Genomic DNA, 23,111 nt, shown 5'->3' with positions numbered 1-23,111 from the left:
GCCAAATGGTAGTCAGGCTGGCGGGTTGATTTAATAGGCAAAACCAACAAACGGGTAATGGCTGATGAAAACACGACTTGAACACGACCTGCTGGGCGAACGCGTAATGCCGGATTACTGCTGGTATGGTATCCAGACCCAGCGCGCACTGGAAAATTTTTCCATCACCGGTATTCCGTTGAACCACTTTCCGGAGCTGGTAAATGCATTGGCGATGGTAAAGCAGGCGGCGGCCTGTGCGAATCGTGATTTGGGGGTGTTGCCTGATAATAAAGCCAAAGCCATCATTACTGCTTGTCAGGATGTACAGCTTGGCAAACTGCATGATCAGTTCGTCGTGGATATGATCCAGGGCGGTGCGGGTACATCAACCAATATGAATGCCAATGAAGTGATTGCTAATCTGGCACTGACCAATATGGGCCATCAGCGCGGTGATTATCAGTTTTTGCATCCCAATGATGATGTGAACCGTTCCCAATCAACCAATGATGCCTATCCAACAGCGGTTTGTGTCGCCGTTCAGATTGCCACCGAACCGCTTATCGAAACACTGCAGGCACTGATTAATGTACTCAACGAGAAAGGGCAGGCGTTTAATCATGTGGTGAAAATGGGTCGAACCCAGCTGCAGGACGCGGTGCCTATGACGCTGGGTCAGGAATTTGAAGCCTTTGCTGTCACCCTGCGCGAAGATATCGATCGGCTACATGAAGCCTGCGCACTACTGTGCGAGGTCAATCTTGGCGGGACCGCGATAGGGACAGGGATTAATGCCCACCCTGAGTATTCCGCCCTGGCGATAGGCTATCTGGCCCACATAACCGGCAAGCCACTGGTGCCAGCGACTAATCTGGTGGAAGCGACATCGGATATGGGTGCCTTTGTATTTTTCTCGGGCATCCTGAAACGTCTGGCGATCAAACTCAGCAAGGTGGCTAACGATTTACGCTTACTTTCAAGTGGCCCTAGAACCGGGTTTGGTGAGATACGCTTGCCAGCGGTACAGCCAGGTTCATCCATCATGCCGGGTAAGGTCAATCCGGTAATTCCTGAAGCGGTTAACCAAACGGCTTTTCAGGTGATTGCCAATGATCTGGCAGTGACTTTGGCCGCCGAAGCGGGACAATTACAGCTCAATGCCATGGAGCCGTTGATAGTCTATAACCTGCTCAGTTCAATTCGTATGCTGAGCTCAGCCTGTGACATGCTGGATCAGCGCTGCATCCGGGGCATAGAGGCTAATGAAGATCGCTGTGCAGAGCATCTGCACAACAGCATTGGCGTGGTTACAGCACTGGTACCCCATATAGGTTATACCCAGGCTTCACGCATTGCCGCGCAGGCGCTGATGAGTGGTGAAACTGTAAGGGAGCTGGTGTTGGCAAAAGGACTGTTGACACCTCAGGAGCTCGACAGACTGCTGAGCCCCGAAGCCATGCTAAAGCCTTATATGACGCTTGAGCCGGTGAGCGTCTTATGACAGCGTCGGTACTGGTTATACACTGTGGTGGTACAATAGGTATGGTCGCAACCGCCGATGGCTATGCGCCTGCGACTGGATTTGAGCAGCGTTTACGCGACAGTTTGAACCCGGCTCAATCGGTGGCGTTTGACTGGGTGGAGCTGGAGCCACTGATCGACAGTGCGGCGGCAGAACCCGCTGACTGGCTGCATTTAGCGCGTCTATTAGGCTCATACTGGCAGGACTACAGGGGGTTTGTGATCCTGCACGGCACAGATACGCTAGCCTATACCGCGTCGGCCTTGTCATTTATGTTAGGGTCGCTGGATAAGCCGGTGATTATTACAGGGGCTCAGATTCCTCTGAGTGAGCCTCGTAGCGATGCGTTAGTCAATGTAACCAACAGCTTGCAGTTGGCCGCTGAGGGCCTGATTCATGAAGTGTGCGTGTGCTTCCATGATCAGTTACTGCGTGGCAATCGTTGCCGTAAGCTGCATAGTGAAGCGCTGGCCGCATTTGACTCACCCGCCTTCCCAGCGCTGGCGCAATTGGGGATTAAGCCGCTATATATGCCGTTGCAGGCGTTACACAAAGGCAAGGTCGGGTTATCAGCCTTGCCGGAGCAGATGCATGCTGAGTCAGTTGTGATGCTGAGTGTCTATCCGGGTATGGCTAGCGAACAGCTGCAATGGTTGCTGCATCAACCTGGATTACGCGGCTTGGTGCTACAGACCTATGGCGCTGGCAATCCTCCCAAGGGGCTGGTGCCGGTGCTGGCCGAATTAATTACTGCCGGGGTGACAGTTATCAATGTCAGTCAGTGTATCAGTGGTGGTGTAACTCAAGGCAGTTATGCCAGTGCATCAGACTTAAACCGCATCGGTGTGATTTCCGGAGGGGATCTGACACCTGAAGCGGCCTTCACCAAACTGCATTGGTTACTGGCATGTCACTTTTCAGCGGCGGGGATTGCAAGGTTACTTAACTGTTCGATTGCCGGTGAGTGCTCGGCAGATTAATAGGGTAGTGGTATAAACCTTGCAAGATGATGTTCCAAACAGACATAACGGAGCTCATCATGCCTTCATGCAGTGCAGAAGATTATTTGCTGGCCTCAAAGCGCTGTGAAATTGCCAATCTGGAGAAATTGCTGTTGACCGGGGAATTGGTTAACAGTATCAGTCAGTTGGTGCATATGTTGCAGCGTGAGCGGGGTTTGTCAAATGTCTATATTGCGTCAGAAGGTGAGCGTTTCGGGTCGCAGCGCCAGGAACAGATTGCCCTGTGCCTAGAAATGGAAGCTGGCCTGCGGCAACGTCTGGCGGCATTGGATTTGGATGCCTGTCACCTGTCCGGCAGTGTGCGTCTGTATGCGCGTATAGCTTATGTGTTGCACGGGCTGGATGCGTTGCCTGAAATACGTCAGCGGACACTGCATCTGCGAATCACTGCAAAAGAGTTAACCCGCCTGATCAGTGCATTGATTGCCGGTTTATTGTCTGTGGTTTTTGAAGCCGCGGATACCGCGACCGATCCGGATATCACCCGGGCATTGGTCGCCATGTTCAACTTTATGCAAGGAAAAGAGCTGGCCGGGCAGGAGCGTGCCTGGGGTGCCAGTGGCTTTGCAGTAGGGCACTTTGAAACCGAAGAGCAGCATAAACTACAACACCTGATTGAAGCTCAGGCGCGTTGCTTTGAAACCTTTGCCGAGTTCAGTAGCCCGAAACCCTTGCACTTATGGGAGGCACTGTTGGTACATGAATCTGCTGCTGAGCTGAACAGATTGCGTCAGATCGTGGCGCGAGCCAACGCGGACGAGGCCATTCCTTCCGCCTTCAGTGAAGTATGGTATGACGTGGCTACCTGCCGAATCGATGCCATGAAGCAGATAGAGGAAGCCCTGGCCGCTGATTTGTTGTCACTGTGTAGCACCAAACTTGATGGGGCGCAGCTGGATTTACGTAATCACCGCTGTTTGCTCAATAGCCTGGTTGCTGATGCGGGCGAGTCTTCATCCTTAAGCTTTCTGACCGATTCATTACAGGCATTCGAACAGCACTCCAGTGAAGAAACACCGCCAGCCGGTCGTTCTGTTTATGAATTACTCAAAGCGCAATCCATGCGCTTACAGTCTGTCAGTGATGAGCTGCAACAGGCGCGTCAGGCGTTGATGGAGCGCAAAATCCTGGAGCGTGCCAAGGGCTTGCTGATGGAATATCAGGGCGTAACTGAAGATCAGGCCTATCGTCAGATACGTCAGTCGGCCATGGAACAGAATCTGCGCTTAATGGATGTGGCTGAAATCATTATCGAACGCACCCGCATACTGCTACGCAATAATCACACTGCGTGAGTCTTGGTTTTGTATGCGTGGATCATTTCAGTGCGTGTTGCACAAGATGGGTGCGATATCATGTGTCAAAATCATTTAGTTTAATCATTATCTAAAGTAATTCATTGTTTTTTTGTGGTTTTGTCTTTGTGGCATGATTATCGCTTTATATTTATCACAAGCTAAAAACCAGTCTTTCGGGGCTGGTTGTTAATAATAGGTAAGAGCAGTAACTGGACAACGGTGTCCATCTCTAATTCGCTTTATGCGGGTTAGAGGTGGGCGCCGTTTTTTTTTGTCAAAATTGGGGTTTTGGTAATGAATATAACGGCTAAATATTTTGATTATTCCTGTCGAGGTTTATCTATAGCGGCAATTCTGAGTAGCTCACTGCTGGTGAGTCAGGTACATGCCGTGGGAATGGCTGAGAAAGAAGATCTGACCTTCGGGTTTATTAAGCTGACCGATATGGCCCCTTTGGCCATTGCCTACGAGAAAGGCTTTTTTGAAGATGAAGGTCTGTATGTTCAGTTGGAAGCGCAGTCTAACTGGCGTGTGCTGCTGGATGGGGTCATAGATGGGCGGCTTGATGGTGCTCATATGCTGGCTGGGCAACCACTGGGTGCAACAGTGGGTTTTGGTACCGAAGCGCATATCGTCACGGCGTTTACCATGGACCTGAATGGTAATGCCTGCACCGTCTCCAAGGATGTCTGGGACATGATGCGTCCAACCATACCTGTAGATACATCCAACAACCCGGTGCATCCGATCAGTGCTGAGCATTTGCAACCCGCGATTAAAGAATACAATGGCAGAGGAGATAACTTTAACCTGGGTATGGTTTATCCGGTTTCAACGCACAACTATGAGTTGCGTTACTGGTTGGCTGCCGGGGGAATACATCCTGGTTACTACGCGCCACAACGAGACGATACCTCAGGCACGTTAAATGCTGATGTGCATATTTCGGTAACGCCACCACCGCAAATGCCCGCTACGTTAGATGCTGGCACAATTCAGGGTTATTGCGTCGGTGAGCCGTGGAATCAACAAGCCGTTTTTCGCGATATCGGCGTTCCGGTTATTACCGATTACGACATACGTAACAACATTGCTGAAAAAGTGTTCGGTGTGAGTAACGAATGGGCTGAAGAAAATCCCAATACCCACCTGCGGGTTGTTAAAGCACTGATTCGGGCAGGTCACTGGTTGGATGTGAATGATAACGAGAACCGAAGAGAAGCCGCCGAAATAATATCTAATAGCTACTACGTTGGTGCTGATTTTGAAGTGATTGCAAACAGCATGACCGGTGTTTTCGAATTTGAAAAAGGGGATGTTAGACCCGCACCTGATTACAACGTCTTTTTCCGTTATAACGCAACTTATCCTTATTACTCTGATGCAATTTGGTATTTAACCCAAATGCGTCGATGGGGACAATTGCCTGAAGCCAAGTCCGATGATTGGTATATGGACATGGCTAAAAAAGTCTTTTTACCCGAAGTTTATCAAGCTGCAGCTGAATCCTTGATTGCAGACGGTCTGCTGCAAGTTGAAGACTTCCCGGATTTTGCCATGGAGGATGGTTTCCGCTCAGTAGATCACACTACCTTTATCGATAATTTTAAATTTGATGCACATCAACCGAATCAGTATTTAAACCAGTTCCCGATTGGCTTAAAAAATGATGAAACACCCTAAGGGTAAGTGTTAATGGATAATTTAAGGTGAATGCTATGAGTGCTGTTCTGATCAAATTAAAACTGGCTAATCCTAAAGAGTGGAAGGGTCAAATATTGCAGGATCTTGCCCTGGCAAGTTTATTCCCAGCCTTGGGGCTGGTGGTGTTTTTAGCTTTATGGCATTTAGGTGCCCAGCAAATTAACACCTCATTGGGAACCTTTCCGGGACCTCTGCAGGTGGTTGAGCAGTGGAATAATCTGGTTGATGAACATCAGCATGAGATGCAGCGAGAGCAGGCCTATTATGATCGCCAAGAGCAAAGAAATGCGGCAGCTCTACTTAAAAATCCTGAAACTGAGATTAGCTGGCGTGATTTTAATGGTCGAGTCACTTTTTTCGATCAAATACTGACCAGTCTTTGGACTGTTTTGAGTGGTTTTTTTCTGGCTACACTGATTGCTATCCCGCTGGGAATAGTGATCGGCTTAAACAAGCATATTTATAATGCCATTAATCCAATCATTCAAATTTTTAAACCTGTATCACCTTTGGCCTGGTTGCCTTTGGTCACTTTGGTAGTTAGCGCCCTGTATGTGAGTGATGAACCGCTTTTTTCACGCGCATTTCTGGTTTCAATGATTACCGTAACCCTGTGTTCATTATGGCCCACTCTGGTTAATACCTCGGTAGGTGTGGGTAGTGTTAATCAGGATCTTAAAAATGTCAGCAAAGTGTTAAGGCTTGGCTGGCTTACCTATGTCATTAAGGTCGTTATCCCGTCGGCTATTCCTATGATGTTCACTGGCTTACGGCTGTCGTTAGGCATTGCCTGGATGGTGCTGATTGCGGCTGAAATGTTGGCGCAAAGTCCAGGGCTGGGGAAATTTGTATGGGATGAGTTTCAAAATGGATCGTCCAGTTCACTGAGTAGAATTTGTGTGGCGGTGTTGGTTATCGGTGTTATAGGTTTTTTACTGGATAGAGCCATGTTGTTCATTCAGAAATGGGTTAACTGGGATAAAAGTACAGTGGCCCGTTGAATATAGGTGATGATTATGAAACAAAAACAGTTAGTTTTATCCAAAATTGGCATGGAGTTTCCCACTGCAAATGGGGCTTTCTGCGCACTTAGCAATGTAGATCTGACTATCGATAAAGGCGAGTTTGTCAGCATTATAGGTCATTCGGGTTGTGGTAAATCCACCGTTCTTAATCTGGTTGCCGGTTTACATAAAGCGACGTCAGGTGGTGTTTTGCTTAACGGACGCGAAGTGAATGAACCGGGTCCTGAAAGGGCGGTGGTCTTTCAAAATCATTCTCTGATGCCCTGGATGAGCTGTTATCAGAATGTTGAGCTTGCGGTTAAACAGGTGTTCAAAGGCACTAAAAGCCGTAAAGAAATGAAACAGTGGATCGAGTACAACCTGGAACTGGTGCAGATGACCGACGCCATGCATAAGCGTCCTGATGAAATTTCAGGTGGGATGAAGCAGCGGGTAGGAATCGCCCGTGCCTTGGCCATGGAGCCGCAGGTGTTATTAATGGATGAACCCTTTGGCGCACTGGATGCACTCACCCGGGCGCATTTGCAGGACTCGGTCATGGAAATTCATGCTGAACTGAAGAACACCGTCATCATGATTACCCATGATGTTGATGAAGCAGTTTTGCTTTCAGATCGTATCGTGATGATGACGAATGGCCCATCGGCAACTATCGGAGAAGTTCTGGAGGTTGACCTGCCCAGACCCAGAGACCGGATTCAGATGGCTGATAACGCTAAATACAATCATTGTCGCCATGAAGTGCTGCGCTTCCTGTATGAAAAGCAGCGCAAGGTAGAGGCGTTATCGTCAACCACCCGAAAAGTACAACACAGCGATACAGTCCGTCTGACTAAAAAAGTAGCAACGGCCTGATAGGTTCGTGCCCCGCGTGAGCAGACCAAACCAAACAGAGGTTTAACAATGAAAAAACAACTCTTAGTCATCGGTAATGGCATGGTCGGCCACCACTTTGCCGAACAGCTGATGGCATCGGATAAAGCCGATGAATTTCAGCTGCAGATTTTTGCCGGAGAAAAACACCCGGCCTATGACCGTGTGCATCTATCTGAATATTTTGAGTCTCAGAGTGCGACTCACCTGCACCTGGGTGATGCTGATTTTTACAGCCGCGATGGGGTTAATCTACACCTGAATCAACCGGTATTGAGTATCGACCGGGAGGCGCACAAGGTCACGACGGCGGCAGGTGAGTTTAGCTACGATAAATTGGTGCTGGCCACCGGTTCTTATCCCTTTGTGCCGCCAATCCCCGGCCGTGAACAGGATCACTGCCTGGTGTACCGCACCCTGGATGATCTGGATGCGATTCGTGAGAGTGCCAAGGGCGCGACCCGTGGCGTCGTAGTAGGCGGTGGACTGCTGGGGCTTGAAGCGGCGAATGCACTGAAAAAACTGGGACTGGAAGCGCATGTCGTCGAGTTTGCCCCGCGACTTATGCCGGTACAGTTAGACACAGACGCCGGGCAGTTGCTGCGTCGTAAGATTGAAGAGTTGGGGGTACAGGTGCACACCGAAAAAGCGACGCGAGAGATAGTCGCCGGTGACGAGCATCGCTTGCGTATGTGTTTTAGCGATGAAACCTGGCTGGAAACCGATCTGATCGTGTTTTCCGCAGGGATTCGCCCCCAGGACAGTCTGGCTGCGCAGGCCGGTCTTACTCTGGGAGAGCGTGGCGGCATAGTGATCGATAACCAATGTAAAACCAGTGATCCTGATATTTATGCCATAGGGGAATGTGCGCTGTGGCAGAAGCAGCTATTCGGCTTAGTCGCACCGGGCTACACCATGGCCAGAACGGCCGTGTCAGACCTGACTGGAGACGGTAAAACCAGTTTTACCGGTGCAGATATGTCCACCAAACTGAAATTATTGGGAGTGGATGTCGGATCGATCGGTAATGCCCATGGCAGTACCCCCGGCGCGCTGAATTACCGTTACGCGGATGAACTGGTCGGTGTTTACCGACGCCTGGTGGTCTCAGCAGATGGTAAACATCTGATCGGCGCGATTCTGGTTGGCGACAATAGTTACTACGATACCCTGTTGCAGTATGCCTTGAATGGTATCGAACTGCCGGAGTATCCCGAATCCCTGATCTTGCCATCCACCGGTCAGGACATGCCAGGCCTGGGCGCTTCGGCCTTGCCCTATGAGGCGACCATCTGCTCTTGTCACAATGTCACCAAGGGGGATATTTGTGAAGCGATGAATGATGGTGCGGTGTCCATGGCTGATCTGAAAGCCAATACCAAAGCAGCAACCGGTTGCGGTGGTTGTGCTGCCATGGTCAGAACGGTGCTCGACAGTGAATTGGAAAAACGTGGGGTGCTGGTCGACAAGTCGATTTGCGAGCACTTCGGTTATACCCGTCAGGAGTTGTTCCATCTGGTCAAGGTTGAGGAGATCAAAACCTTTGCTGAACTGATCAGCCGTTATGGGCAGGGCGGCGGATGTGAGATCTGCAAACCGGCGGTGGCCTCGATTCTGGCCAGTATCTGGAATGATCATGTGCATGAGCCCGCCCATGTGGCACTGCAGGATACCAATGATACCTTCATGGCCAATATGCAAAAAAATGGCACCTACTCGGTTGTACCGCGTATTCCCGGTGGCGAAATTACCCCCAGTATGCTGATCAGCATTGGCGAAGTGGGTAAAAAGTACAATCTCTATACCAAAATCACCGGTGGCCAGCGTATCGACCTGTTCGGTGCCACGCTGGATGAGCTGCCATTAATCTGGGAAGAGCTGATTGCGGCAGGCTTCGAGACAGGCCATGCCTATGGCAAATCCCTGCGCACGGTTAAATCCTGTATTGGTGATACCTGGTGTCGTTATGGTGTGCAGGACAGCATGAGCATGGCGATACAGCTGGAAAATCGCTACAAGGGATTGCGTTCGCCGCATAAGGTAAAAATGGCCGTGTCCGGCTGTACACGTGAATGTGCGGAGGCGCAGAGCAAGGACATCGGTGTGATTGCCACCGAGAAGGGCTGGAATCTGTTCGTTTGCGGTAACGGGGGTATGAAACCGCGCCATGCCGATCTGTTTGCCACCGATCTGGATGATGAAACCCTGATGCGCTATATCGACAGGGTACTGATGTTTTATGTCTACACCGCCGACCGTCTGCAACGTACTTCGGTATGGATGGAAAACCTGCAAGGGGGCCTGGACTATCTGCGCGAGGTGGTGATTGAAGACAGTCTTGGTTTAGGGGCCGAGCTGGAAGCGCGCATGCAGCATGTGGTGGATAGCTATGAGTGTGAGTGGAAGAATGCTCTACAGGATCCGACCAAGCGCAAACGTTTCCGTAGTTATGTAAACGCCGGAGAGCCTCGTCGGGCGCGTATTGCGCTGATAGAAGAGCGTGGTCAGTTAATTCCGGCACGTGATGTAACTGAGGAGGAATGCGCATGAACTCTGCCATATTGACAGCATCAGAATGGATACCGGTATGCCAGCAGAGTGATCTGGTGGCGGGTGCCGGTGTCGCCGTGATCATCAAGGGACAGCCGGTAGCCATTTTCTGGTTACCAGGGCAACAGCCGGAATGCTATGCACTGTCGCACACGGACCCTTTTTCCGGCGCCGAAGTATTGGCGCACGGCTTGCTGTGTGAGAGTGAGGGGATCTGGTCGGTAGCCTCACCCATATACAAGCAGCATTTTCGACTGGATAATGGTGTGTGTCTGGAAGACTCGCAGGTCAGCATCAACTGCTGGGCTGTCAGGTTTCAGGGAGAGCAGGTGGAAATAGGTGACTTTACAGCACTAGGCGGGCTCGAAACTTGATAGGTTCTGAAAGATAATTTAATTATAACAAAATTCATAATCAGTATTTTCAGTTATAATGGTTTCGGAGTAGACTACGCCTCAATTGCCTATTTAAAAGCCTGTGTCAATGCAGGTGTCAGGGGAAAAGAGTCGTCATGTATCAGTATAATAACGTCGATCAGCAAATCGTTGATGAACGCGTTGAGCAGTTCCGAGATCAGACCCGCCGCTATCTGGCCGGAGACTTGTCGGATGATGAGTTTCTGGCCTTGCGCTTGATGAATGGATTGTATATCCAGCGTCAGGCGCCGATGTTACGGGTGGCAATTCCTTATGGATTGATGTCCTCGGATCAGTTGCACAAGTTGGCGCATATTGCCCGTACCTATGATCGAGGCTACGGTCACTTTACTACGCGTACTAATATTCAGTTCAACTGGCCCAAACTGGAAGAGGTGCCGGATATTCTCGCCGAGCTGGCGAAAGCGCAGATGCATGCCATTCAGACCTCCGGCAACTGTATCCGTAATACCACCACGGACCACTTTGCCGGTGTCAACGCCGATGAGTTGGAAGACCCACGTCCCTGGTGTGAAATTATTCGTCAGTGGTCGACACTGCACCCGGAATTTGCTTACCTGCCGCGCAAGTTCAAAATTGCTGTTACCGGCAGCAAAGAAGACCGTGCCGCCAGTCAGGTACATGATATTGGCTTGCATCTGGTCAGCAACACTGAGGGTGAAGTCGGCTTTGAAGTGCTGGTCGGTGGCGGTTTGGGCCGTACGCCGGTGATCGGTAAAGTCATTCGTGAGTTTTTGCCTAAAGCGGATCTACTGTCCTATCTGGATGCGATTTTGCGGGTGTATAACCTCAAAGGGCGTCGTGACAACAAGTACAAGGCCCGCATCAAAATTCTGGTCGAGTCTCTGGGTATCGATGCCTTCCGTGAGCTGGTTGAAACTGAATGGCAGGAGGCGCGCGATACAGAACTGACGCTGACCCAGCAGGAAATCGACCGGGTGAAGTCGTTCTTCGTGCCACACCCTTATGAATCCCTGCCTGATCACAGTGAAGTTCTGGAAGCCAAGCTGGCGGCCGATACGGATTTCCGTGTCTGGTACGAGCGCAATACCCGTGCGCACAAGGTATCCGGTTATCGCAGTGTTGTGGTGTCGTTAAAACCCCTGCTGGGTGCACCCGGTGATATTACCGATCTGCAGATGGATGTGGTAGCCGACCTGGCTGAGCAGTACAGCTTTGCCGAAATACGCTCAACCCATGATCAGAACCTGGTTCTGGCCGAAGTGCGTAAAGCTGATCTTTATGCTGTGTGGCAAAAGCTGGCTGAGCATAACCTGGCGCGTGCCAATATCAATACGCTGACTGACATGATTGTCTGCCCCGGGTTTGATTTCTGTGCGCTGGCCAATGCCAAAACGCTGAATATTGCCGATGCGATCAATACTGAATTTGAAGATCTGGACTACCTCTACGACCTGGGCGATATTCAGTTGAATATGTCCGGCTGTATCAATGCCTGTGGTCATCACCATGTCGGTCATATCGGTATTCTGGGTGTGGATAAAAAGGGCGAAGACTGGTATCAGATCACCTTAGGTGGTTCGGGCCGCGAAGATGCGTCACTCGGTAAAGTACTGGGTAAAGCTGTCGCAGCCGATGAAGTACCCGCGGTGTTACGTAAAATTCTGGAAACCTATGTAGAACAGCGTACCGATGAAGAGCGCTTTCTGGATACCGTGCGCCGTGTAGGCGTCGCCCCGTTTAAGGAGAAGGTTTATGCCGTTGCTCATTGATCGCCAGACAGCTGAAAATACCTGGACCTTCGTTAACCCGGAGCAGCCGGAAGACTTCCAGGCGGAATCTATTAAAGACCTGCTGGTGCCGTTTGCCTTGCTGCAACAGGCGGCTGATGCTAGACCGGGTCGTCTGGGTGTGCAAATCAATGGTGAGCAAGCGGCGGCTGATCTGCAGCCCTGGCTGGCGCAGTTGTCTCTGATCGCTATCGAGTTCCCCATGTTTCGTGATGGTCGTGGCTATAGTCTGGCTCGGCAGTTACGTCGACTCGGCTATACCGGTGAATTGCGTGCTGTCGGCGATATCGGCCGAGATCAGCTAGGCTATCTGGAACGTTGTGGCTTTAATGCTTTTGCCCTGGCCGATGAAAAATATAAACCGGAGATGCTCAGTGCCTTTACTGAAATCTCCGTGCGCTATCAGGGTGCGGCTGATGATCCGCGTCCGATCTACCGTCAATCCTGAAGGGTATAATAAAAGGTACAGACCATGTCAGATGTATTAACACCCCAGCTAGAAGAGAAAATTGCCCAGGCGGTGAGCCTGTTGCAGCAAGCCGAAAGCCAATATCAGGGCAATCTGGTGCTGGCGAACAGCCTGGGTGCTGAAGATATGGTGCTGGCTGACCTGCTGGCACAGCACCTGCCGGGTATCGGCCAATTTGTGCTGGATACCGGACGCCTGCCGGAAGAAACTCTGACGCTATTGGCAAAATTCTCTGAGCGTTATCCGCAACTGAAAGTGGATGTCTATTACCCGGATGCTACCGCTGTAGAAGGTTTTGTGCGTGATCATGGGATTAATGCCTTTTATGAATCCCAGGCGTTACGCAAAGCCTGTTGTGGCGTACGTAAGCTGGAACCACTCAAGCGCGCTTTGGCTGGGCGTGCGGCCTGGATTACCGGGTTGCGCCGGGAGCAGTCAGTCACACGTGATGCCGTCGAACTCTCCGAGTGGGATGCCGCTAACGGTTTGCAGAAGCTTAATCCGCTGGCTGACTGGACTCTGGCCGAGATCTGGGCCTATATCAAGCACTTTGATGTGCCCTATAATGCCCTGCATGATCAGCACTACCCCAGCATAGGCTGTGCACCCTGTACACGCTCCATTACGGTGGGTGAAGATGTGCGCGCTGGACGCTGGTGGTGGGAGAATCCTGAAAACCGTGAATGTGGACTGCATGCGGCCGCCAGCTCCAGTATTCCTTTACGCACTTCGAGATAAAATCTATGCAATATCTGCCGCTTTTTTTTGACCTCAAGGGTCGGGATGTGCTGCTCGTGGGCGGCGGCGATATTGCCCTGCGTAAAGCCAGGCTACTGAGCCGTGCTGGCGCGCAGCTCAGTGTTGTAGCCCTGGAAATTCTACCTGAACTGCATGAGCTACTGGATCAACATCAGGGTCTTGCCATTACCGGTCCTTACCATGCGGCCTTGCTGGCAGGAAAAACCCTGGTGCTGGCCGCAACCGATGATGAGGCGCTGAATGAGCGTGTGCATCACGATGCCATCGCTGCCAATGTGCCAGTGAATGTGGTGGATAATCCGGCGCTCTGCACCTTTATTTTTCCAGCCATTGTCGATCGTTCACCTATCGTTATCGGTATCAGCTCCGGTGGTCAATCGCCGGTGTTGGCACGTATTCTGCGCTCCAAACTGGAAAGTCAGATTCCGGTCAGTTTCAGTCGCCTGGGGCAGCTGGTTGGTCGGTTGCGCGATCAGGTCAAGGCACGCTTTGGCTCGGTCAATGAGCGTCGAGTGTTCTGGGAGAAAGTGCTGAATGGTCAGGTTGCCGAGCGGGTGTTTGCGGGTCGGGATGCCGAGGCTGAGGCGCTGCTGCTGGAGCAGATAGCCGCCGGTAATGCCGATAATCACACGGGTGAAGTCTATCTGGTCGGAGCGGGGCCGGGCGATCCAGAGCTGTTGACCTTCAAAGCCTTGCGGCTGATGCAGCAGGCCGATGTGGTGCTGTATGACCGTCTGGTGTCGGATGAGGTGTTGGAACTGTGTCGTCGTGATGCGGATCTGATCTACGTGGGTAAAAAACGCGATAATCATGCGGTGCCGCAGCAGGATATCAACCAGTTGTTGATCGACCATGCCCGTGCCGGACGGCGTGTGGTGCGGCTGAAAGGCGGCGATCCGTTTATTTTTGGTCGTGGTGGTGAAGAGCTGGAGCAGTTAAAAGCCGCAGGCATTCCGTTTCAGGTGGTACCGGGTATCACCGCGGCCAGCGCTTGTTCTACCTATGGCGGTATTCCGCTGACCCATCGCAACTACGCGCAGTCGGTGAAGTTTGTTACCGGGCAGCTAAAGAACCGTACCTCCGATCTGAATTTTGCCGAGTTAGTCCAACCCAATCAAACCATAGTGTTTTACATGGGGCTGCATACCTTAGAGCTGTTGGTGCAGGGGTTGATGGAGCAGGGGAAGCCAGCTGATACCTTGATAGCAATCGTGTCGCAAGGTACATCAGCGCAACAGCGGGTGCTCACCGGACAGTTGCAGACTATCGTTGCTCAGCAGGCAGAGGCGCAGCTGGAAGCGCCGGCGATCATTATTGTGGGAGAGGTAGTGGCGTTGCAGTCTCAGCTCAGTTGGTTCGGTGCATCAGCCGAAACTGAATGACGCTTGAGTCAGCGCCAAATTCTGGCATCATAGTGTTATGAATCCTTGGTTTGTTTATATACTCCGCTGTGCGGATAACTCCCTGTACACAGGTATCACCACCGATACCAACAGGCGTGTCCTGGAACATAATCAGTGCAACCGACTGGGGGCTCGCTATACACGCGCTCGCCGTCCAGTGGCGCTGGTCTGGCAGGAGTCTCACCCGAATCGTAGCAGCGCACTAAAGCGCGAAGCGGCGGTAAAAAAACTGCCGCGTCCGGCCAAAGAGCGCTTGCTGGAACTTAAAGAACAAGCCCTTAGCGAGTGAACAGCATCCGCTGACCACTGATACCGGGCTCCTGAATCTGCCCGTCCTGGTACACCACCCGTCCATTCACTAGCGTCGTATCTATACTGCTTCTGAATTGATAATGCTCAAACGGTGACCAGCCGCACTTGTACAGAATATTGTTACGCGTGACTGTGAAGGGTTTATGCAGATCGATCAGAACCAAATCGGCAAAGTAGCCTTCACGCAGGTAACCACGATCAGCGATTTTGTAACGCTCAGCAACATTGTGACTGGTTTTCTGCACAATGCGTTCTAGAGTAATAATGCCGTTATGGTAATGCTCCAGCAGGCTGGGTAGCGCATGTTGTACCAAAGGCAGGCCCGCCGGAGCGGTAAAGTAGCTATCGGCCTGTTTTTCTTCCCAAGTGTGTGGAGCATGGTCGGTAGCGATGATATCTATCACATCTTCATTCACGGCACGCAGTAGCGCCTCGCGATCCGCCAGAGACTTGATTGCCGGATTGCATTTGATCTGGTTGCCCAGTGTCAGGTAGTCATCACTGCTGAAAAACAGGTGATGAACACAGGCTTCCAGGGTAATCTGCTTGCCGGTAATTGGTCCTGCTGTAAACAGCTGCAGCTCATCGGCGGTGGTCAGATGCAGTACATGCAGTTGTGTGCCGAACTGTTTTGCCAATTCCACAGCCAGGGTGGAAGACTTCAGGCAGGCTTCACGTGAACGTATTTCCGGATGATGGATGACCGGGATATTATCGCCGTATTCAGCGCGGTAACGGGCTTCATTCGCCAGAATGGTTGGCGAGTCTTCACAATGAGTAACGACAATAGCAGGGGCTTCGCGGAAAATACCCTCCAGTGCGTGGATATCATCGACCAGCATATTGCCGGTTGATGCACCCATGAATACCTTTACTCCACAAGCCTGATTTTTGTCCAGGCGCTTGATCTCTTCAAGATTATCGTTGGATGCACCCATGTAAAAAGAATAGTTTGCGATCGACTTCTCACCTGCAATAGCAAACTTAGCTTCCAGTGCATCCAGCGTCAGTGTGGGTGGTTTGACGTTTGGCATTTCCATGTAGCTGGTGATGCCGCCGGCAACCGCAGCACGTGATTCGGTGAAAATATCACCCTTATAAGTTACGCCTGGCTCTCTGAAATGCACCTGATCATCAATCATACCTGGCAGCACATACTTACCACTGGCATCCAGAATTTCACACCGCTCCGGTGGCGGAATGAAATCGGCAATTTTCTCGATTCGTTCGCCGGAAATCAGAATGTCGGCATCACTGATTCGACCTTCGTTGACGATTTTGGCGTTTTTAATCAATAGATGGGTCATGCTGGTGTCTCAGTTAGCTGGTTTTGTTTAAATTATAAACCGAATGCGCTTTATTCGCAGCGCATCAATGACTACAATAGTGAACAATAGCTTCGCATCTCTGGCAGAATAAAGGAACCGAAATGCTGTCTCTATCCTTGAGAAAACTGGCAATTACCACCGGCATCGCATTAGCGCTCTCAGCGAGCGCTGTACAGGCACAACAGGAAAATGATCCATGGGAAGGGTTTAACCGCTCCATGTTTTCATTCAACGACGGTCTGGATAGAGCAATCATTAAACCGGTAACCAAGGGTTACCGTTACGTAACGCCTGAAATCGCACAAACCGGCGTAAACAATTTCTTTGAAAATCTTAGAGATTTCAGGACCATGCTAAACAACTTGCTGCAAGGCAAGGTACATAATGCGCTGGAGGATTTCTCCCGTATTACGTTTAACAGCACTTTTGGTCTGGCAGGTTTGATCGACGTAGCTACCCCGATGGGAATTCCCAAGAATGATGAAGACTTCGGTCAGACCCTTGGTCACTGGGGAATGTCATCAGGCCCATACGTGGTACTGCCTTTATTTGGACCCAGCACAATTCGTGACACGGCCGGGATGGTACCTGATTGGCATCTTGACCCGGTCAACTACGTTGATGATGGTGGAGCACGTAACTCATTAAGGGTATTGCGTCTGCTGGATACGCGCTCGCAACTACTTGATGCTGAACGCATTATCAGTGGCGACCGTTATATATTCATTCGGGATGCCTACCTGCAGCGCCGCGAATACCTGATTAATGACGGTGTGATGGATGTTCGCTACGATGAATCGGATTTTTAAAACCTCTTGCCCCCAGTGTTGTTAAACAGGTCGGCTCATGAATCAAATCAACAACAGGTTTAGTGATTTATGAGCCGAATTTTTCAGCATGTACTACTGGTTTCTGCATCCACAGAAACGGTAGATCAGCTGTTTGAACTCTGCGAACTTTGCGATCAGCCCAACATTAAAATTTCGCTGGCGCGTGATCTCGATGTGGCGTTTGAATCATTAGAACATGTTGAGTTCTCTCTCACTATTGTGGATCTTTCCATTGTTGATCTCGATACGTTACGACGTATCGCGGCTCGTTTGAACCCGAAGCCTGTAGTGGCGATCACACCGACAGATAGCTCGGAAATTCTGCGTCAATCGCTGCGTGCTGGTGCTGATGATGTGTTTTTGCGCTCGGAACTTGATGAGCAGCCAGAAGCTTTCGTGGCATCCATGCAGCGCCACATTCGTCGGGCTGCTTTTATTGAAGACACTTCGCGCCTTAGAGAATCACTGGAACGAAGTCTGGACGAGTTGCGTGCCGATCACCATGCCGCTCAGCATGTACAGCAAAATCTGTTACCTCCGAATGAGCAGGTGATCAACAATCTACGTTTTGAATACACCCTGACACCATCGCTGTTGCTCAGTGGTGATTTTGTCGATGCGATTAAAATAAATGACCATCAGGTGATGTTCTATCTGGCTGATGTTTCAGGCCATGGCGCATCATCAGCACTGGTTACTGTGCTGCTAAAGAATCTAACCAGCCGTTTGGCGCGTAACTATCATCGTAACTCCAGCTTTGACATTCTCTCACCATCAGCTACGCTTAGCCGCATTAATCAGGAAATTCTTCTGACGCGTATGGGTAAGCACATGACGATGTTCATCGGGCTGGTCGATACGCGTACTCTCGTATTGACCTATGCCGTGGGTGGTCACCATCCTATGCCCGTGTTAAGTGCCAACGGAACGGCAACGTTCCTGGAAGGGCGTGGTATGCCGGTGGGATTATTTGAGAAGCCTGTTTTTGAAGAGCGTGAAATTGAGCTGCCAGCACATTTCACCCTAACGTTATTTTCAGATGGAATCCTGGAAACAATCGCTGAACCTTCTCTGGCGGACAAGGAAGCCTTGCTGCTGAGAAAATTACAAAATGGCTATGTTTCGTCAGCACAACTCACTACAGAATTTGAGTTTGGCGCCGAAACACACCCTGATGACGTAGCCATTATGACGGTATCCAGAGCCTGACCATATTATGAGTGACGGTGAAATTTTTTATGCCTGTCAGGATGGGCATTATGTGCTTAAGTTTGTTGGAGAGGTACGGTTAACACTTTGCTCTACCATTGATAAACACTTAGAGCAGTGCCTGTCCAATATCACGATCAAAGACACCTTGATCGATCTGACAGAGACAACCAATATCGACAGTACCTCGCTAGGCCTGGTGGCCAAGCTTGCGGTGAAGTGCAGTGAACGGGGCATGCCCAAACCAACGCTGGTTTCAACCAACCCGGATATCACCCAGATACTACTGGCGATGGGTTTTGATCAGGTTTTTTTGCTGCTTGATTTTCTGCCTACCAGCGTAAAAGATCTGAAGCAGGTTCCGTTTGTGCTGGAGTCGGAAGATGATGTGCGTATGCGCATTATCCACGCCCACAGGGTATTAATCGACTTGAATGAAGGCAACCGCAGTGCTTTCAAGGATCTGGTTGAGACCCTTGAAAGCTGTTCTTGATGTGCTAGATTAGCGCGACTTAAAGCTTGCTGAGCAGAGTTTCCAGCTTGACCTGATCTGCTGCGAAATTACGTATGCCTTCAGCCAGCTTTTCAGTAGCCATGGCATCTTCATTCATCTGCCAGCGGAAAGCGGTTTCATCGATCGCGGCTTTCTGATCATCTGACTGTGGGTTTTCGGCACTGAGCCGACGTTCCAGCGTCTCCTCAGAGTCAGACAGTTCCTGCATCAACGCAGGGCTGATGGTAAGACGGTCACAACCGGCCAGCGAGCGTATCTCACCAATGTTACGGAAACTGGCACCCATCACCACGGTGTCATAGCCATGCGCCTTGTAGTAGCGGTAGATGCGACTTACCGAGGCTACGCCTGGGTCCAGTTCACCACTGAAATCCTGATCGGGATAACGCGCCTTGTGCCAGTCAAGAATACGTCCGACAAAGGGTGAAATCAGAAACACACCCGCCTCAGCACAAGCCTTAGCCTGACTAAAACCGAACAAAAGCGTCAGGTTGCACTGAATACCTTCGTTTTCCAGTATTTTGGCCGCTTGAATACCTTCCCAGGTCGAGGCAATTTTGATCAGCACGCGTTCACGGCCCACGCCGAGCTTGGCATACATTTCAATCAATTGACGGGCTTTGGCCAGGGTTGCCTGGGTATCAAAAGAAAGGCGTGCATCCACTTCAGTTGAAATACGCCCCGGGATCATCTGACTGATCTCGCTACCCAGCAACACCGCCAGTTGATCAGTCATATTTTGCAATATGTCAGCATTGCTGCCACCCAGCGCTTCGGCTTGCTGTTTGGCTGTTTGCAACAGGTGCGCATACTTGGTGTCCTGCGCGGCTTTCAGCATCAAAGATGGATTGGTGGTGGCATCTACCGGCTTAAAGCGTGCAATGGCATCGATATCACCGGTATCGGCTACCACACTAGTCATCTGTTTCAGTTGTTCGAGCTGGTCCATTATCAATTCCTTATCCTGTTACAAATTCAAGTGCTTGTATAAAAACTTCGGGTCCTGCCGCTTGCTTGTGGCCATTTTCGCTGATATGGCGGCGAAATTGTTTCCCGCCGCGCTGACCATGGAACAAACCCAGCAGGTGCTTGGTAATGGCATAGAGCGGGGCACCCAGCGCTACCTGTGCTTCAATATAGGGAATAAAGGCTTCCGCTATGGCCTGCCGGGATGCTACCGGGTGGTGATCATTAAATAACAGGGCATCCACCTGGCTCAGAAGCGGGTAGGGGTTCTGGTAGGCCTCCCGACCGATCATAACACCATCCACATGCTGCAAGTGCGTAATGCAGGCATCCATAGATGTTATACCGCCATTGATGATAATTTCCAAGTCCGGAAACACTTGTTTAACTTCATAAACCCGATCGTAGCACAGCGGCGGTATTTCGCGGTTCTGTTTAGGGTTCAACCCTTGCAGAATGGCCTTGCGAGCATGAACGATAAAAGTGCTGCAGCCACTCTGGCGCACCTGGTCGATAAAGCCCAGCAAGTATTCCTGGCTGTCCAGTTCATCAATCCCCAGGCGATGCTTGATGGTTACCGGAATGTTCACTGCATCCTGCATCTTCGCCAGACAGTCCGCCACCCGCTGAGGGTGCTCCATCAGGCAGGCACCAATCATATTATTCTGCACCCGGTCACTGGGGCAGCCGACATTCAGATTGACCTCATCATAGCCATGATCTTCTGCCATACGTGCACAGAGCGCCAACTCCTCCGGATTGCTGCCACCCAGTTGCAGGGCAACAGGGTGCTCATCGGCGGTATAATGCAAAAAACGCTCCCGATGCCCATGAATCAACGCGCCAGTGGTTACCATCTCGGTATAGAGCAGGGCATTGTGTGTCAGCAAGCGGTGGAAAGAACGACAATGAGAATCAGTCCAATCCATCATAGGTGCTACAGAAAAGCGCCGAGCCCTTGTAACCCTTGTGTTGTCCGGTGTGTTGCTTGATTTTACTGTGTTTTCCGGTGTCTGGTTTTTGTTCATGTCTACGGGAGTCTGTGTCTTTTTTAAAAGCAGCCTAGCCTGCTGGGGGACATAGTATACAGTGGCAGCCGGTGTTTACGAAAATCGGATTTCGAAGTTCAAGGGGTCAGGTACCTTGAAGATTCACCCGGCGAAGTTCAAGGGGTCAGGTACCTTGAAGATTAACCCGGCTGATTTCAATCTGCGTCTAACCGCTCCACAATCATATAAGTGTGTAATTCTGGGTGTTGATCAAATTCTAAGTGTCTGATGATACAACCTGATTCCATGAATAACTTCAGGAATCCATTAACACCTAACGATGAGTAGTAGACTTCAGGGCCCATAAAGTCATCTGTTTGGTCACCGGCATCAGTCGTACCGCCAAACGAAAATATGAACACCCCGCCTGCATTCAAGCTATTGATGATTTTGCTGATAACCTGTTGCTGCTGTGCCAGTGGAATATGCCAAATGCTGTCCCAGGCGGTGATGAAATCGTAAGTTTCAGGCAGTTCGAATACGCAGATATCGGCATGATAAAACTGAATGTCTGGATGGCGCTGTTTTGCCAGGCGAATCATTTCGGTCGATACATCGATACCCGACGGTTGGAAGCCATGCTCCTGCAATAGGTCAATAAAGCGGCCCGTGCAACCACAGCCGATATCCAGTGCCTTACCTGCGTTTTTAGTGAAAGCTATGGCTTTCTCATGCGGCTTGATCCCATTGTTCCGGTTAAAGCCTTCGCTTTCCCAGAGGTGGGTGATTTGATTGTAAGCCTGTCCAATATCGGTTGGTTTCATAAATTCAGACTGTGAAAATGGCAAGCCAATCGGCTAATATTAAAATAGAGATGGAATCTACTATCAACTACTACATTCATGTCAGGGAAGATTAAAACATGTTATTGAATAAAATTGTATTTCTGACTGCGCTACTGCTGTCTTCTGAAGCGCTATCACAAGTCTATCGGTGTACCGGCGATAACGGCCAAAAAGTATTTTCAAACTTGCCCTGTGGTCCGGATGCTCATCAAATACCTGCGCTGGATCTCACGCCTACCAGTGGCGGCACGCTTGGTGTTCAACCAGGTCAAAGATCGTTAGGTCATAGCGCGGGTGGAAATGCAGGTCGGCCACTGGATAAACAGCTGATAACAACCCGCTATCAGGATCTCAGAAGTATTGTTAACCGGTTAGTGGGTAGCGATCAACCGGCACTTCGTGATCGTCTTAGAAGTGAGATACAACGAAATGAATCACGAGCCTTGCGTGCTAACCTGCTGCATCCGGATTGGAATGTGATTAACGGTCGCTATGATGAGAGGTTAGAGCAGATACAGCGCCAACATTTGGGTGATAACGTAAACTTGGCGCGAGCGTGGATCCGACTGGAAGCTGAGCGAGATGCCGCATTATTTTTGTTAGCCCCCGGCAGTTAAAGCCGAACCGGTATCCTTCTGGCGTAGTCACATCAAACTGAAGTCTATGGAAATGTTGCGAGTGCACTGGCCGTGTATCTATTAAACGGTACATAGACTTTGCACGATACCATAAACGGGATTAGATGATTCCAAACTTATTTAAGTAATAAGATCAGCAACTCTTGAAAATGCTATAAATTATAAATATCTTATATAAATCAATATATTGTTGATTGCAGAAAAAAGTTTTTAAGCGCTGTTTCCTGAGATTCTCTGTCAATTATTCGATTAGACAGACAAGTGCTTAAGGGGTATGTTTTGTTTCGATTCTTTCCAATAATCTTGTGAAATTTTCAGACAGAAATAATGAATAAAAATAAAACATCAAATGCTTCTAAATCCGACGTACGGTATCTGATTCGAATATATGATCGAACAGAAACTTTTCAAGCACCAGAAAACCGAAATCTGCTGGTCAGTATGGAACAGACACGGCTGGCTATGATTGGTGTTGGTTGCCGTGGTGGTGGCTGTGGAAAGTGTCGTATTCGTGTGCTTAAGGGTGGTTATAACAGCAAGCGCATGAGCCGTGCATGGATATCCGAGGAGGAAGAGGCCCAGGGCATGGTGTTGGCTTGCCGCATCTTTGCCCGCAGTGACATGCTGATAGTCCCTTACCCCCCTAAACTGACGCCAGGTTATCAGATGCTTTCGCACGACTGAT

The 23,111-nt window shown here is 50.2% G+C and carries 22 protein-coding genes; 18 read left to right on the top strand and 4 right to left on the bottom strand.

Annotation, left to right across the window (positions count from 1 at the left end; translation table 11 throughout):
- Positions 1-64 precede the first annotated feature (64 nt).
- The 13 genes from F5I99_RS10650 (at position 65) to F5I99_RS10590 (ending at position 15,084) form a co-directional block, all read left to right on the top strand.
- Entirely contained in the window at positions 65-1,483 is a 1,419-nt protein-coding gene (locus F5I99_RS10650) for an aspartate ammonia-lyase (protein WP_151055847.1), read from the top strand.
- Positions 1,480-2,484, top strand: coding sequence for an asparaginase (locus tag F5I99_RS10645; protein WP_151055845.1), 1,005 nt, complete (start codon positions 1,480-1,482; stop codon positions 2,482-2,484). The genes F5I99_RS10650 and F5I99_RS10645 overlap by 4 nt, the downstream gene beginning before the upstream one ends.
- A 59-nt stretch (positions 2,485-2,543) precedes the next feature.
- On the top strand, positions 2,544-3,821 hold the full coding sequence (locus F5I99_RS10640; RefSeq protein WP_191905835.1) for a nitrate regulatory protein: 1,278 nt from the start codon (positions 2,544-2,546) through the stop codon (positions 3,819-3,821).
- Between the two features lie 297 nt (positions 3,822-4,118).
- Positions 4,119-5,507, top strand: a complete 1,389-nt coding sequence (locus F5I99_RS10635; RefSeq protein WP_151055841.1) for a CmpA/NrtA family ABC transporter substrate-binding protein — start codon at positions 4,119-4,121, stop codon at positions 5,505-5,507.
- A 35-nt stretch (positions 5,508-5,542) separates the two neighbouring features.
- On the top strand, positions 5,543-6,529 hold the full coding sequence (locus F5I99_RS10630) for an ABC transporter permease (RefSeq protein WP_151055839.1): 987 nt from the start codon (positions 5,543-5,545) through the stop codon (positions 6,527-6,529).
- A 15-nt stretch (positions 6,530-6,544) separates the two neighbouring features.
- Complete coding sequence (locus F5I99_RS10625) at positions 6,545-7,408, top strand: ABC transporter ATP-binding protein (RefSeq protein WP_151055837.1); 864 nt, start codon at positions 6,545-6,547, stop codon at positions 7,406-7,408.
- 48 nt (positions 7,409-7,456) lie between these two features.
- Positions 7,457-9,976: a nitrite reductase large subunit NirB gene (gene nirB, locus F5I99_RS10620; RefSeq protein WP_151055835.1), complete on the top strand. Its 2,520-nt coding sequence runs from the start codon at positions 7,457-7,459 to the stop codon at positions 9,974-9,976.
- Positions 9,973-10,350 carry a nitrite reductase small subunit NirD gene (gene nirD / locus F5I99_RS10615; protein WP_225307373.1) on the top strand — a complete coding sequence of 126 codons (378 nt, stop codon included), beginning with the start codon at positions 9,973-9,975 and terminating at the stop codon, positions 10,348-10,350. The genes nirB and nirD overlap by 4 nt, the downstream gene beginning before the upstream one ends.
- Positions 10,351-10,487: 137 nt before the next feature.
- Entirely contained in the window at positions 10,488-12,146 is a 1,659-nt protein-coding gene (locus F5I99_RS10610; protein ID WP_151055831.1) for a nitrite/sulfite reductase, read from the top strand.
- Entirely contained in the window at positions 12,130-12,612 is a 483-nt protein-coding gene (locus F5I99_RS10605; protein WP_151055829.1) for a DUF934 domain-containing protein, read from the top strand. The genes F5I99_RS10610 and F5I99_RS10605 overlap by 17 nt, the downstream gene beginning before the upstream one ends.
- A 24-nt stretch (positions 12,613-12,636) precedes the next feature.
- Complete coding sequence (locus tag F5I99_RS10600; RefSeq protein WP_151055827.1) at positions 12,637-13,371, top strand: phosphoadenylyl-sulfate reductase; 735 nt, start codon at positions 12,637-12,639, stop codon at positions 13,369-13,371.
- 5 nt (positions 13,372-13,376) lie between these two features.
- Positions 13,377-14,774, top strand: a complete 1,398-nt coding sequence (gene cysG / locus F5I99_RS10595) for a siroheme synthase CysG (protein ID WP_151055825.1) — start codon at positions 13,377-13,379, stop codon at positions 14,772-14,774.
- A gap of 37 nt (positions 14,775-14,811) precedes the next feature.
- On the top strand, positions 14,812-15,084 hold the full coding sequence (locus F5I99_RS10590; RefSeq protein ID WP_151055823.1) for a GIY-YIG nuclease family protein: 273 nt from the start codon (positions 14,812-14,814) through the stop codon (positions 15,082-15,084).
- On the opposite strand, the gene F5I99_RS10585 is transcribed toward F5I99_RS10590, so the two are convergent.
- Positions 15,074-16,414, bottom strand: a complete 1,341-nt coding sequence (locus tag F5I99_RS10585) for a dihydroorotase (RefSeq protein WP_151055821.1) — start codon at positions 16,412-16,414, stop codon at positions 15,074-15,076. The two genes, F5I99_RS10590 and F5I99_RS10585, sit on opposite strands and share 11 nt — an antisense overlap.
- A gap of 122 nt (positions 16,415-16,536) precedes the next feature.
- On the opposite strand from F5I99_RS10585, the gene F5I99_RS10580 reads away from it, so the two are divergent.
- From F5I99_RS10580 to F5I99_RS10570, 3 genes are all read left to right on the top strand, one after another.
- Entirely contained in the window at positions 16,537-17,244 is a 708-nt protein-coding gene (locus F5I99_RS10580) for an MlaA family lipoprotein (protein ID WP_151055819.1), read from the top strand.
- A 69-nt stretch (positions 17,245-17,313) separates the two neighbouring features.
- Positions 17,314-18,474: a PP2C family protein-serine/threonine phosphatase gene (locus F5I99_RS10575; protein ID WP_151055817.1), complete on the top strand. Its 1,161-nt coding sequence runs from the start codon at positions 17,314-17,316 to the stop codon at positions 18,472-18,474.
- Positions 18,475-18,481: 7 nt separating this feature from the next.
- Entirely contained in the window at positions 18,482-18,967 is a 486-nt protein-coding gene (locus tag F5I99_RS10570) for an STAS domain-containing protein (RefSeq protein ID WP_151055815.1), read from the top strand.
- 19 nt (positions 18,968-18,986) lie between these two features.
- Here the strand turns inward: F5I99_RS10570 and tal are convergent, their stop codons facing one another.
- From tal to F5I99_RS10555, 3 genes are all read right to left on the bottom strand, one after another.
- Positions 18,987-19,937, bottom strand: a complete 951-nt coding sequence (gene tal, locus F5I99_RS10565) for a transaldolase (protein WP_325062989.1) — start codon at positions 19,935-19,937, stop codon at positions 18,987-18,989.
- Positions 19,938-19,947: 10 nt separating this feature from the next.
- On the bottom strand, positions 19,948-20,982 hold the full coding sequence (dusA, locus tag F5I99_RS10560) for a tRNA dihydrouridine(20/20a) synthase DusA (protein WP_151055813.1): 1,035 nt from the start codon (positions 20,980-20,982) through the stop codon (positions 19,948-19,950).
- A gap of 176 nt (positions 20,983-21,158) precedes the next feature.
- Positions 21,159-21,767: a class I SAM-dependent methyltransferase gene (locus F5I99_RS10555; protein WP_151055811.1), complete on the bottom strand. Its 609-nt coding sequence runs from the start codon at positions 21,765-21,767 to the stop codon at positions 21,159-21,161.
- 98 nt (positions 21,768-21,865) lie between these two features.
- Here F5I99_RS10555 and F5I99_RS10550 point away from each other — a divergent pair, with 98 nt between their 5' ends.
- Positions 21,866-22,405 (top strand): DUF4124 domain-containing protein, encoded by a 540-nt coding sequence (locus tag F5I99_RS10550; RefSeq protein ID WP_151055809.1) that lies wholly within the window; start codon positions 21,866-21,868, stop codon positions 22,403-22,405.
- A 348-nt stretch (positions 22,406-22,753) separates the two neighbouring features.
- Positions 22,754-23,110, top strand: a complete 357-nt coding sequence (locus tag F5I99_RS10545; protein ID WP_151055807.1) for a 2Fe-2S iron-sulfur cluster-binding protein — start codon at positions 22,754-22,756, stop codon at positions 23,108-23,110.
- The last annotated feature ends 1 nt before the right edge of the window (position 23,111 follow it).

The sequence above is a fragment of the Nitrincola iocasae genome, from assembly GCF_008727795.1.
In the GTDB taxonomy this organism is placed as follows: Bacteria; Pseudomonadota; Gammaproteobacteria; order Pseudomonadales; family Balneatricaceae; genus Nitrincola; species Nitrincola iocasae.
Note: the sequence above shows the minus strand (reverse complement) of the source record. Positions and strands in the feature narration are given on the sequence as shown.